The 12,213-nt window shown below is 69.1% G+C and carries 15 protein-coding genes; 2 read left to right on the top strand and 13 right to left on the bottom strand.

What is annotated here, in order from left to right; all coding sequences use genetic code 11:
* Positions 1-4: 4 nt before the first annotated feature.
* Positions 5-490: a DUF805 domain-containing protein gene (locus ASD25_RS25775; protein ID WP_055828270.1), complete on the top strand. Its 486-nt coding sequence runs from the start codon at positions 5-7 to the stop codon at positions 488-490.
* An 18-nt stretch (positions 491-508) separates the two neighbouring features.
* Here the strand turns inward: ASD25_RS25775 and ASD25_RS25770 are convergent, their stop codons facing one another.
* The 13 genes from ASD25_RS25770 to ASD25_RS25715 all read right to left on the bottom strand — a co-directional run bounded on the left by ASD25_RS25770 (position 509) and on the right by ASD25_RS25715 (position 9,526).
* Positions 509-1,039 carry a phage tail tape measure protein gene (locus ASD25_RS25770; protein WP_055828267.1) on the bottom strand — a complete coding sequence of 177 codons (531 nt, stop codon included), beginning with the start codon at positions 1,037-1,039 and terminating at the stop codon, positions 509-511.
* Entirely contained in the window at positions 1,032-1,208 is a 177-nt protein-coding gene (locus tag ASD25_RS29845; protein WP_235562885.1) for a phage tail assembly chaperone, read from the bottom strand. The genes ASD25_RS25770 and ASD25_RS29845 overlap by 8 nt, the downstream gene beginning before the upstream one ends.
* A complete protein-coding gene (locus ASD25_RS25765) occupies positions 1,205-1,498 on the bottom strand; it encodes a GTA-gp10 family protein (protein ID WP_055828262.1) in 294 nt (97 codons plus the stop codon). Before ASD25_RS25765 ends, ASD25_RS29845 begins: the two co-directional genes overlap by 4 nt.
* Positions 1,498-1,908: a phage major tail protein, TP901-1 family gene (locus ASD25_RS25760; protein ID WP_055828260.1), complete on the bottom strand. Its 411-nt coding sequence runs from the start codon at positions 1,906-1,908 to the stop codon at positions 1,498-1,500. The genes ASD25_RS25765 and ASD25_RS25760 overlap by 1 nt, the downstream gene beginning before the upstream one ends.
* Positions 1,909-1,910: 2 nt before the next feature.
* Positions 1,911-2,318, bottom strand: coding sequence for a DUF3168 domain-containing protein (locus tag ASD25_RS25755; protein ID WP_055828257.1), 408 nt, complete (start codon positions 2,316-2,318; stop codon positions 1,911-1,913).
* Positions 2,315-2,638, bottom strand: a complete 324-nt coding sequence (locus ASD25_RS25750) for a head-tail adaptor protein (RefSeq protein WP_235562884.1) — start codon at positions 2,636-2,638, stop codon at positions 2,315-2,317. Before ASD25_RS25750 ends, ASD25_RS25755 begins: the two co-directional genes overlap by 4 nt.
* On the bottom strand, positions 2,605-2,871 hold the full coding sequence (locus ASD25_RS25745) for a head-tail connector protein (protein ID WP_055828254.1): 267 nt from the start codon (positions 2,869-2,871) through the stop codon (positions 2,605-2,607). The genes ASD25_RS25750 and ASD25_RS25745 overlap by 34 nt, the downstream gene beginning before the upstream one ends.
* 115 nt (positions 2,872-2,986) lie before the next feature.
* Entirely contained in the window at positions 2,987-4,225 is a 1,239-nt protein-coding gene (locus ASD25_RS25740; RefSeq protein WP_055828250.1) for a phage major capsid protein, read from the bottom strand.
* A gap of 192 nt (positions 4,226-4,417) precedes the next feature.
* The gene (locus ASD25_RS25735; RefSeq protein ID WP_055828246.1) at positions 4,418-4,885 is read right to left on the bottom strand and encodes an HK97 family phage prohead protease; all 468 of its coding nucleotides are present in this window, start codon (positions 4,883-4,885) and stop codon (positions 4,418-4,420) included.
* Complete coding sequence (locus ASD25_RS25730) at positions 4,882-5,109, bottom strand: hypothetical protein (protein WP_055828243.1); 228 nt, start codon at positions 5,107-5,109, stop codon at positions 4,882-4,884. The genes ASD25_RS25735 and ASD25_RS25730 overlap by 4 nt, the downstream gene beginning before the upstream one ends.
* Positions 5,109-6,269 carry a phage portal protein gene (locus ASD25_RS25725; RefSeq protein ID WP_055828240.1) on the bottom strand — a complete coding sequence of 387 codons (1,161 nt, stop codon included), beginning with the start codon at positions 6,267-6,269 and terminating at the stop codon, positions 5,109-5,111. Before ASD25_RS25725 ends, ASD25_RS25730 begins: the two co-directional genes overlap by 1 nt.
* A 324-nt stretch (positions 6,270-6,593) precedes the next feature.
* Positions 6,594-9,020 (bottom strand): PAS domain S-box protein, encoded by a 2,427-nt coding sequence (locus ASD25_RS25720; RefSeq protein WP_055828237.1) that lies wholly within the window; start codon positions 9,018-9,020, stop codon positions 6,594-6,596.
* A 35-nt stretch (positions 9,021-9,055) separates the two neighbouring features.
* A complete protein-coding gene (locus ASD25_RS25715) occupies positions 9,056-9,526 on the bottom strand; it encodes a YcgN family cysteine cluster protein (protein WP_055828235.1) in 471 nt (156 codons plus the stop codon).
* Positions 9,527-9,678: 152 nt separating this feature from the next.
* Between ASD25_RS25715 and ASD25_RS25710 the strand changes: the two genes are divergently transcribed.
* Positions 9,679-11,505: an ABC-F family ATP-binding cassette domain-containing protein gene (locus ASD25_RS25710; RefSeq protein ID WP_055829668.1), complete on the top strand. Its 1,827-nt coding sequence runs from the start codon at positions 9,679-9,681 to the stop codon at positions 11,503-11,505.
* Positions 11,506-12,213 lie beyond the last annotated feature (708 nt).

The following is a 12,213-nucleotide window of genomic DNA, read 5'->3' as shown; positions in this document are numbered from 1 at the left end:
CGTCATGAGCCTCGAGAGTTCATCCCGGATTCAAAGCTTTGACTGGCAAAAGCTGCTGTTTTCGTTCGAGGGCCGCACCCGGCGCTCGCATTTCTGGATCGGGTGGCTGATCTGTCTGGGCGTCGGCGTCGTCGCCGGGTGGATTCCCATCCTCGGCGGCCTGATCTCCCTGGCCCTGATCTGGCCCCAGTTGGCCATCGCGGTAAAACGTCTTCACGACATGGGCAAGACCGGCTGGCTGGTCGCCATTCCCTGGGTCGCGAACATCGTCGGCGTCTGCGTCGGGGTGGCCATTCTGGGGGTCTCCGCCATCATGAACCAGGCCGCCCTGGACCGTGAGGATCCGGCCGCCATCATGGCCCTGCTCGGCCCGGCCTTCGGCATCGTCGTGCTCCTGCTCCTTGTGAACCTGGGCTTCCTGCTCTGGATCGGCGTCACCGACAGCCAGCCCGGCGACAACCGCTTCGGTCCCAGTCCCAAGGAGGTCTGACTCCCGGCCGATTCCTTGTCACAGCCTGCGCGCGCCCAGTGATACGGCGCGCGCCAGCACCTGGGCGATCTGGGCTTCCGACCGCAACAGGCCCGGCGCTCCCCCATCGACGCGGACATTGACGGTCACGCCGGCGCTGCCGGCGGGTTCTATCGTCCCCGCGCCCGCGGGCCGGAACACCTCCGGACCGCGCTCGCCGACCAGGTAGGCGCCGCCGCCCGCGACAGATCCCCCGTCCGCTCGCGACCCTGAAAAAATCGTCCGCACGGCTGCGGCGATGGCGTCCGATAGCCCTCCTACGCCGCCCGATCCCGCCGCGGCGTTCACCGCCGCCAGCATCGCCCGCGCCAGTTCGGCCAGCGTCACCTCGCCATCCGCCGCCGCTTGCGCCAGCGACCGTGTCAGGCTCTCCCCGGCCCGGCCGAAGGCATCCTCGATCGAGGCCGCGGCCCGTTCCGCCGGCTCCCGCAATCCCTCCAGCGCCGCCGCCGCCTCGGCCGCCTTCATCGGCACCACGTCCAGAGCGGACGGTTCGAAACTGTCAGTCATCCGGCCAAGTCTCCGCCATCCGCATCAGATCGGCGCGCCCGATCGGCGCCGGGTTTGCGGGCGCCTCGGTCAGCATCCGCCATTCCTTCAGCGACAACCGCCAGAACGCCTCGGGCCCGACGCCCAGCATCGCCGCGGTCCGCGCCATGCCGCTCCACGGCGTCTTCATGCCGACGCGGCGAAGGCCCGGGCCACCGCCTCCGCCGCCGCGCGCGGGTCGATCTCGGCCCGCTCCAGGCCCGCCGCGAGTTCCCGCTCTCCGCCGCCGCGCAGCAGTGCGGCCAGCACCGCCATCAGGTCCCGTCCGGACAGCGCCCGCATCCGCTCCGCCAGCGCCCCGACCGACTCCAGCCCCAACGCCGTCTCAATCTCCGCCAGCGCTCCCAGCGTCAGGCACAGCCGCCGCTCGGCCCCCGCCAGCATCGCCGCCGTCTCGCCCCGCGCACCGTTGAGTCCCATCACAGGGCGCCGAATGTCACTTCACCGGCGCTGGCCAGGCTGATGGCGAACGTCGCTTCGCCCTCATACTCGCCTGCATACTCCAGCGCGGCGACGAGGAAAGGCCCCTCCAGCACGCCGAAGTCGGGCACGACCAGGCGCCACGTCCGCGGCGCCTGGTTGAAGAAGGCTTCGCGGATCAGGGCGTCCGACGTCGCATCGCGAAAAATCCCCTGGCCCGCCACGGCCGCCGACCTGACGCCCGCCCCACCCAGCAGCTCGCGCCAGCGCCCGGCGCTGTCGCCGTCGGTGGCGTCCACGGTCCGGGCGTTCAGGCTGATCGTCCGCGCCCGCAAACCCGCCACGGTCGTGAACGCGCCCGGCGTGTCCTCGATCTTGAGCAGGATGTCCTTGCCCCGTTGCGCCGCCATGTTCAGATCTCCTCCGTGACGGCGCGCACGCGCAGCACCGCAAATGTCCGCGCCCCGTCGGCGCCCGGAAACACGTCCGCGAACGCGACCCGCAAGGCGGCCGTCCGCACCCCGTCGGCCTCCACCACGGCGTCCGCCAGCCGCAACCGCACCGCCGCCAGCACCGCCTTGGCCTCCTCCGTCCCCCGGAACCGGGACACGACCGTCAGCGTCAGGGCATGCTCGACCCCGCCCCCGTCCGCCCGCACCGGCCGGCTTTCGCTGCGCCCGATCAGAAGGTGGGGAAACCCCGGCCCCTCCGGCGGAGCATCCCAGATCCGCGCCGGCGCGCCCAGCAGCGCCTGCACCGCGGCATCGCCCTTCAGATGTGCGACGAGCGCCTTCTGCAGCGCCAGTTCATGCGCGCTCATCGCGTCCGCTCCAGGTTCAGTATCGCCTGCCCGCCGACGGTCTCGCCCGAGACGATCCGCCAGTCGCCACCCCCAAATCTCAGCATCCGGCCCGGCGTCAGCCGCACATCGGCCCGCGTCTCGGCGGTCACCGTCTCCACGACGCGCCGCCCGCCGGCCTCCGTCTTTTCTCGCCGCCGCCGACTCCCCAGCTTGAGCCAGGCAGACCCCAGCGGTTCCCAGTTGACCGCCCGTCCGCCGTAGGGCGTCTCGGCCTCGACGCCTTCGAACAGACCCGCCAGCGCCCTCACAGCCGCACCACGCGAGACGGCGCGATCCACGCCTCGACGGGCGCGATGGGCATCTCCCGATCACCCCGCTCGTAGGCGCGCAACACCAGCATCAGAATTGCCAGCCTCAGCGGCGCCGGCGACGTCGAGGTCAGGGCCAGCCCGACATCCTCCGCGACCCGCGCCCGGGCCGCATCGATCAGCGTCTGGATCAGACCATCCTCGGCGTCATGCTCGACGCGCAGGAACAGCTTCGCCTCCGCCAGGGTGACGGGTGCGGTCATGGGATGTCTCCGATGTTGGAAGGGAGGCGGCAGGCATCAGTGAACAGGCGACACGGTTCGGTCCCCCGCCCGCCCACTGTTGCCTGCGGCCTGTCGTCTGCTGCCTCGGCTAGCCTCAGCTCGCCGCGAACTTCATCACCTTGATGGCGTCGAAATTCTGCACCCCGCCGCCGACGCGCTTGGTCGTGTAGAACAGCACATAGGGCTTGGCCGAATAGGGGTCCCTCAGCACCCGCACCCCGGCCCGGTCGACGATCAGATAGCCGCGCTGGAAGTCGCCGAAAGCGATCGCCGCGCTGTTGGCGGCGATGTCCGGCATGGTCTCGATCTCGGTCACGCGATAGCCCAGCAGGCTCGCCGTCTCGCCCGCCCGCTGCGCCGGCTGCCAGATGTAGTTGCCGTCGGCGTCCTTGAATTTGCGCACCGCCGACACTGTCTTGCGGTTCATCACAAACCGCCCGTTTGGCCGGTACTGGGCCTTGGGCGCATAGACCAGGTCGATCAGCCGGTCGGTCGGACTGTTCGGGGCGAACGCCCCTGCCGCGCCCGACGCCACATGGCCGATCTCGCCCCAGACGGCGCTGGCGTCCGCCACGATCGGATAGCTCAGAAAGCCCTTCGGCTTGTTGACGCCGTCCCCGGTGACGAAGGCCGCGGTCTCCTGGGCCGCGAAGGCGTCCTCGACCTCGGCCGCCAGCCATTCGTCCAGGTCGATCAGGGCGTCGTCCAGCAGGGACTGGGTCGCCGCCGGGTTGGCGTACAGATCGGCCGAGGGGAATTCCAGCAGCGCCAGGGTGGCGGGGTCCGTCTCCGGTCTCGCCGCCGTCTCGGCCACCCAGCCCGAGGCCACGCCCGCCGTCGACACCGGCTTGCGGAACACCCCGGCGCCGACCGTGCGCACCGTGGCGATCTCACGCATCGGCGATCCGGCCATCAGCCGCCGCTCGATGGCCCGCTCGGTCTGTTCGGGCACGACATAGCCGGCCGAGTTCGACGCCGTGCTCAGTCCCGTCTTCAGCTCCAGCCCGAACGAAGCGCCCGTCTTCAGATAGCCGTCGAAAGCCGCCTTCTCCTCCAGTCCTCCGCCGTTCGGGGAGAATGACGGGACGGAGGTTTGCCCCAGCTCCGGTCGCCGCCCTTCGCTCACCACGCGGTCAAGCCGCGCCTGCGCCGAAGCCACCGCCTGGTCGATCCGCGCCACCTTCTGTTCCAGCAGGGTGTCGGCCGAGGCCTTCTTCTCGATCTCATCCAGCCGGGCGTCGTTCGCCCCTTTGAACGCCTCGAACGCCGCCATCATCTCGTGCATGGCGGCGCGCGCCTCCGGCGTGGCCGGGGCCTGTTTGGTCTCTTTCATTTTTGCTCCAGTTGAAGGGACGGCGGGCATAGGCCAACCGTCATCGTCCGGGCGTCCCGGACAGGCCGCTGACACCCGGAGGCGTCTTTGGACTTCACGAACCCTTGAATGCGCGGTCCTCCCCGCACGACCGGGTCCGGATCCCGCTGAGCGGGACCCTCTCGCCGAGCCGCTATCCGGCGCGCCGGCGGTTCACCGGTTGCGGCGGCTTCCCGATGTCATCGTCGCGGCGCGCGCCACCCCGAACCGCGCGCCTGGCAGCATCGGGAACGTCACCAGAGACACCTCCCACAGATCCACCTCGACCAGCACCCGCAGCCGCCCCTCGCGACGCGCCCGGCTGCTCCGAAACCCGATCGACAACCCGTCCAGCGCCCCTGCCCCGGACAGGGCCCCCGCGAACCGCGCCTCGGCCGACCAGTCCATGATCCGGCCCTGAACCCACAGGCCGCGTTCGTCCTCGACCATCCGGTCCCAGACTCCGACCACCGCCCGGTTCTCATGCTGGTGCAGCATCCGCACGCCCCGCGCGCCCGTCCTGGCCAGGCTGGCGGAGAAGGCGCCCTTGGCGACGACGTCCCCGTTCAGATCGGCCACACCCCACAACGAAGCGTAGCCTTCGATCCTCAGGCCTGCATCGGCCCCGGCGAGCGCCGTCATCCGCGGCGTTCCAACCGGCGCTCGACCCGCTCCACGGCCGCCCGCGTCGCCACGCTCTGCTCCTCCAGCCGCGCCAGCCTTTCGGCCACCAGCCGCTGCTCGGCGACCCGTTCCTCAAGCGTCGCGATCCGGGCCGCCGCCCCGCCGGCCCAGACCAGTCCGCCGATCGTCTGCAGCGCCAGCGCCCCGATCAGCGCCACCGGAACCTTCTTCAGGCTTTCCATCAGTCACCCAGCCCCGCCATTCGCCGCCGCTCGTCATCGGTCAGGAAGGCCGCCGCATTCAGTCGCGCCCACAGCGCGTCCCGCTCGGGCTGCAACGCGGGCAGCGCCTCCAGATCCGCCTCGATCCTGATCCCCGGGAACCGTCCGCCGAGCCACCCGCCCAGCGCCGCAGCCGTCTTCCGCGCCAGCGGAACCACCGTCCCCCGCCAGAAAGCCGCATTGGCCTCGCGATAGTTGGCGTAGGTCGCATCCCCGGGAATCCCCAGCAGTTGCGGCGGCACCCCGAACGCCAGCGCGATCTCGCGCGCCGCGGCATGCTTGCCGGCGATGAAATCCATATCGGCGGGAGTCCAGCTCATCGGCTTCCAGTCCAGCCCGCCTTCCAGGATCAGCGGCCGCCCGGCGTTCACCGTCCCGGCGTGGCTCTCGTTGACCTGCGCCCGTAGTCCCTCGAACTGCTCGGCCGTCAGCCGCTCCCCATCCTTCGCCGCATAGACCAGCGCCCCGGAGGGCCGCGCAGCATTGTCCAGAAGCGCCTTGTTCCAGGCCCCCGACGCGTTGTGCACATCAATGGCCGAAGCCGCCGCCTCCAGCGGCGAAAACCCGTAATGATCGTCCGTCGGATGAAACAGCTTCAACTGCATCACCGGCATCCAGCCGTCGGCCGCGCGGCCGATCCGCACCGATCGTCCATCGACGGAATAGTCATACGCCTCGGCCCAGCCGGCGCGTCCCGGGACCACCTTCACCCGGTCCGGTCGCAGGGTCCAAAGCTCCTCGGGCTCGGCCTCGCCCACCGCCTCGGCATAGGCGTTGCCCGCCGTCTGCAGCGCCCCGTACAGCGTCTCCAGCCACTCCGCCCCCGACTGCTCGGGATTGGGTCGCGCCAGCAGCCGGGCCAGCGGGTGGTTCTCTGTTCTCACCCCATCGGCGAACAGGACCAACGGGGTCGACGCCGCCGCCTCCGCGATCATCCGCACGCAGCGATAGGCCACCGCGTTCTTCCCGAACCCCTCGACCGCCAGATGGGCGTAGTCGCGCGGCGTCCACCGCGCCCGCCCGCCGCTGGTCAGGGCGATCAGCGCCCCGGCCCGGCTGTCCTTGATTTCGGGCGCGGTTTCACGCCCGCGGCGACCGATCGGCCAGCGCAGCTTCTGCATCCTGTTCCTTCCCGAATATCCGTCCCGGACCGCCCGGTGCCGGAACCACCGCACAACGCGCCCAGGCTCCGCCTGGCCCGCCGCGCGCGGAGCAGGTCCGTCAACGTCTGGACGAGGGCGACCGCCAGGCCCGGGCTGCGACCCGGTCCCGATTTCCCGTCATGCCCAAACAGTACCGGACCAGCGCACCAAGGCGGGCAGATCAGATCGGGAAAAGACCATCCTGTTGTTCGGAAAAGACTTTATCTCTTGAACCCGACTATAGATTCCCGAAAGGTCAGCACAGCGTCACGCCATGTCAGGCGCCGCAAGGTCGCCTCGCGGTCAGGCCGCCGCCTCATCCGCGCCGGGCTTTGTCGCTTTCGCGGCGGATTGCGAGGCGCGGGTCATGACCGCCAGCAACTCCGCGACCTGGATCGGCTTGCCGACGTGACCGTCCATCCCGGCTGCGATGCAACGCTCCACGTGCTCCGGCTGGACGTTGGCTGTCAGGGCGACGATCGGGGTCCGCGCCACCGCCCCGCCCATGGCGCGGATCGCGCGCGTCGCCGCCAGTCCGTCCATTACCGGCATATGCACGTCCATCAGGATCAGGTCGTATCCGCCGGACCGGGCGGCTTCCACCGCCTCGGCCCCATCGCGGACGGTGTCGAGAGCCACGCCAAACCCGTCCATTATCGCGCTGACCAGTTCCCGGTTCGCCGGGGCGTCGTCGGCCATCAACACCCGCAGTCCGGCTGGAACGGCCAGAGCAACCGGACCGACCGGTACCGCCGCCGTCTTCGCGCAGCGCAGGGGGATCGTGAACCAGAAGGTCGACCCCTCCGCAGGCCTGCTCTCCGCGCCGATCTTCCCCCCCATCATCGTGATCAGGCGGTGCGAGATGGCCAGTCCCAGTCCGGTCCCGCCGTAGACTCGTGTGGTCGAGGCGTCGGCCTGGGTGAACCGGTCGAACAACTGTCTGATCTTGTCCGGGGCGATGCCGATCCCGCTGTCGCTCACGGCCACCCTCAACTGCCCGCGATCCTCCGCGACCGTCAGTCTGATCTCGCCCTCCGAGGTGAATTTCACCGCATTGGAGAGGAAGTTAAGGGTTACCTGCCGCAGCCGGCCCTCGTCTCCCATCAGCGCCGCCGGCAGCCCGGCCGCGACATCAACGGTCAGGGTCAGGCCCCGGGCCAGGCATTGCGACTCCACGATCGCCGCCGCGGCCGCCGCCAGGGCGCGGGGATCGAACGGCTGCGGATCCAGATCGACCGCGTCAGCCTCCAGCTTGGAGTAGTCCAGAATGTCGTTGATCACGGCCAGCAGCGCCTCGCTCGCCGTGGCGATCCGGTTGGCCCAGGTCCGCTCGGCCGGAGGCAGGTTCGAGCTGCCTGCCAGCAGGCCCGAGAAGCCGATCACGCTGGTCAGAGGCGTCCGCAACTCGTGACTCATATTGGCCAGGAACTCCGACTTGGCGCGCGCCCCGGCCTCGGCCCGGTCGCGCGCCTCTGTCAACGCCTCCTCCAGATGCTTTGTGTCGGTCACGTCGCGCACGACATCCTGGAACTCGACAACCCGCCCGTCGTCGTCGCGGATGATCGATGTCCGGGCTTCGAACCAGCGGACTCCCGATCTTGTCAGGCCCCGATACGTCACGCCGCGATGCGCCCACTCGGGCGGGGAATTGACGAATTCCCGGAAACTCTCGGCCAGGGCCGGCACATCGTCGGGATGGATCATATCCGTCACGGGTCGTCCGATCACGTCCTTGGGGGCGTATCCGCTGACCGTCTCGATGGATGGCGACACATAGGTCACCACGCCGTCCACGCCGTATGCGATGATGATGTCGGTCGCGCGATCAGCCAGCAGCCGGTAACGACGCTCGCTTTCGGCGATCCGTTGTGCCGCTTCTTCGGCTTCGGTCACATCCTGGAACACGCCGAACATCGCCGTCACGCGTCCGTCCGCGTTCCGCTCGGTTTGCGCCCGCGTCTCGACCAGCCGTTCCTCGCCATCGGCCCGGATCAGACGCGCCCGGATTCGGAAGGCTTCGCCAGCCGTCAAGCCATGCATGACCGCTTCCCGGACCCTCGCCCGATCGTCGGGGTGGAAAAACGCGATCGCATCGTCCAGCCCGGGATCGTAGGTCTCCCTCGTCACGCCGTAGATGGCGTAGACGCGGTCCGACCATGTCGACTTGAACGTCTCGGCGTCCATTCGCCAATGCCCGACGCCGGCCATCTCCTCGGTGAGGCGCAGCAGTTCCAGCTGTTCCTCTCGTTCGCGGGCAGCCTCAGCCCGGTCGAGAATCTCGCCGGCCATGCGGGCCAGCAGCTTCAGGTTCTCGATCTCCGCATGGCTCGGCCGAGGACGCGCCCGGATGTCCATCACGCCGATGGCGCCCACGCTTTCGCCGACCGCGTTGACGACGCCGACGCCGGCGAAGAACCGGAGATGGGGTTTTCCAGTCACCATCGGATGGTTGCGGACCCTTTCGTCCGCCAGGGCGTCCTCGATCACCAGCACAGCGCCGGGCCCCTGGCTGGCCACCATATTGGTCGCCGACAGATTCCGCGGCATCTGGCTCTGACCGAGGCCGACGTTGGCGCGGAACACGGTCCGGTCGCCGTCGCACACTCCAATCATGGCATGAGGCATGTCGAAGATGGCGCAGGCGAGCGCTGTCAGCCGGTCGAACGGGCTCTCAAGGTCCAGTTGGCTCGCCGCCGCTTTCCGCAGCGTTTTCGAACTCTTCGCTCCCATGCCTTCAGTTTGCGGGGCGAACAACGAAGTTTCGGTTAGCGGCCCTGGTCGCCGCCTCTTTCGACCATCCACTCCGGCGCCTCGAAGTCCAGGGCGTCTTCGGACCGCTTCAGCGCGCGTTCCGAGACCGTCTGGCCCCGCACCGACACGCCAGCCCTGTGCACGCTCTCGGGATCGCCAGACACCAGCGGATGCCAGTCCGCCAATCCCCGGCCCTCATTGATGCGGCGGTATCCGCAAGACTTCGGCATCCACTTCAGCGCCTCGATGTTCCACGGCGTCAGCTTGATGCAATCGGGCACATGCTCGCGCCGGTTGGCGTAGTCGGTGCAGGTGCAGCGCGCGGCGTCGAACAGCTTGCAGTGCACCCGCGTCGGAACCACTTCGCCGGTGTCTTCGTCCTCGAACCGGACGAGGCAGCACAGACCACAGCCGTCACACAGGCTTTCCCACTCTTCGCGGGTCATCTGTTCGAGGCGTTTGGCTTGCCAGAAGGGCCGTTCCATCGGCGGCCTGTTAAACCCTCCGCGCCGCCCTGTCTCGCACAAGTCGCCTGCGCCTGCCGGTGGTCATGAAGCCCCGTACACCCTATATGGCCGCCTTCGACCGCGCGGCCTCCCCGTCGCCCCCAAACTCCCCGCGCGTGTCCAGGGTTTCCATGGCTCCCCGTCCTCCTCTCGTCGCCCTCAAGAACGTCCGCCTCCAGGACGGCCAGCGCCCGCTGTTTGACGGCGTCGACATCGCCGTCGAGCCGCGCACCCGCGCCGCCCTGGTCGGCCGCAACGGGGCCGGCAAGTCGACCCTGATGAAGATGGTCATGGGCCTGATCGAGCCCGACGCCGGCGATCGCTCCGTCCAGGCCGGCGTCCGCTTCGCCTATGTGCCCCAGGAGCCCGTCATCACCGGCGAGACCCTGCTTGACTACGCCGCCTCGGAAGGCGCCGAGCGCTGGACCGCCGAGGCCTGGCTGGCCACCTTCGGCCTCGATCCCGAAAAGCCCGCGGTCAACCTGTCCGGCGGCGAGATCCGCCGCGCCGCCCTGGCCAAGGCCTTCGCCGAAGAGCCTGACCTGCTGCTGCTCGACGAGCCGACCAACCACCTCGACATCCTGGCCATCGAATTGCTCGAGGAGGAACTGCTCCAGGCCCGATTCTCGGTCCTGGTCGTCAGCCACGACCGCGCCTTCCTCAACCGCGTCACCCAGTCCTGCCACTGGCTGGAGGGCCGCCGCGTCCGCACGCTCAACAAGGGCTTCGCCGCCTTCGACGAATGGTCCACCAAGGTCCAGGATGAAGAAGCCCAGTCCCTGCAGCGGCTGACCAAGACCATCGAGCGCGAGACCGAGACCTTCTACCGCTCCATCACCGCCCGCCGTACCCGCAATGAAGGTCGCGCGCGCTCGCTCGAAGCCCTGCGCGCCGATCGCAGCGAACGGCTCAAGGACGTCCCCCGCGAGCTCAACCTCGGCGTCGATTCCGGCGCCACGTCCGGCAAGCTGGTGGCCGAGCTCAAGGGTGTGACCAAGACCTTCGGCGACCGCACCGTCATCAAGCCGTTCACCACACGGGTCATCCGCGGCGACCGGCTGGCCATCGTCGGCCCCAACGGCGCGGGCAAGACCACCCTGGTCAAGATCCTGCTCGGCCAGCTCAAGCCTGACGAGGGCACGGTCCGCCTCGGCGCCAATCTCGAGCCCGTCTACCTCGACCAGTCGCGCGAGGGCCTGCGCAGCGACATGACCCTGTGGGACGCCCTGACTCCCGGCGGCGGCGACAGCGTGCTGGTGCGCGGCATATCCAAACACGTCGCCGCCTACGCCAAGGACTTCCTGTTCCAGGAAGGCCAGTTGCGCCAGCCGATCTCCACCCTGTCCGGCGGCGAGCGCAACCGCCTGCTGCTGGCCCGCGCCCTCGCCAAGCCCGCCAACATGCTGGTCCTCGACGAACCGACCAACGACCTCGACATGGACACGCTCGACAAGCTGGAAGAGCTGCTGGAGTCCTACGACGGCACCCTGATCCTGGTCAGCCACGACCGCGACTTCGTTGACCGGCTGGCGACCTCGACCATCGCCATGAACGGCCGTGGCGACATCGTCGAGACGCCCGGCGGCTGGACCGACTTCATCCGCCAGAACCCCGGCTTCCTCCAGCCCGGCGCCAACCCCCGGCCGCAGGACAAGGACGCCGCCCGCCGCGCCGAGGCCGCCCCCGCGCCCGCCTCGGTCTCCGCCGCGCCGAAGAAGCCCGGCAAGCTGACTTTCAAGGACGCGCACCGCCTGAAGGAGCTGGAAGGTCTGCTCGCCACCCTCCCGGCCGACATCGCCCGCCACGAGGCGACCCTGGCCGACCCCGGTCTCTACGCCCGAGACCGCAAGGCCTTCGACCGCGCCACCGCCAACGCCGACCGCGCCCGCGCCCTGCTGGCCGCCGCCGAGGAGGAGTGGCTGGAGCTCGAGGCCAAACGCGAGGCGCTCGGCGTCTGACGCCCGAAAAGGGCGCGTTTCGGACGAATTTCAGGGCGTCTTCCTGCGACTGTGCAGAACCTGCAAATCCTTCACCCGTCGAAGGAAATTGCTCTTTCATCACAAGCGCCGATCGTATTCGCACGATTTGTCCCCAGACTCATCCACAACAGCCCGTTCCAGACCGCTTGCCACATCCGCGGATCGGAGCGAGCTTGATCAGGCCGAGGGACACGGCGGCGCGGAAAACCGGGGAGACCCGGGGCTCAAAGCGGACCGGCCCGGCTCTCTGATCGAACGCNGATCCGCGGATCGGAGCGAGCTTGATCAGGCCGAGGGACACGGCGGCGCGGAAAACCGGGGAGACCCGGGGCTCAAAGCGGACCGGCCCGGCTCTCTGATCGAACGCACCGGGGGGTTTCGACCTTAACGGACGGGAGACAGGATCAAGGCCCAAGGGACTTTTCGAAGGCTTCGGCCGGAGAAGACCCCGAGGGAACCGGATCGGGATCGATGGACGGCGCGGGGCTCGACCTCGTGGAACGCCGGAGACCAGGAGCGCGACAGGATACAGTCGACCATCATCAGGGTTCGCCCCGCTGATGCAAGGCCAGGGTCCTGAACCTCAATGGCCAAGTCCAACCCGGACTTGGCGAGGGGACGAGGGAAGCCGGTTCGCCGGGGACCTTCGTCCCCTCGCTCAATTCCGGGTCTGATGTTTCCGAAATC

Source organism: Brevundimonas sp. Root1423, assembly GCF_001426805.1.
This window is presented reverse-complemented; position numbering and strand designations above follow the sequence as displayed.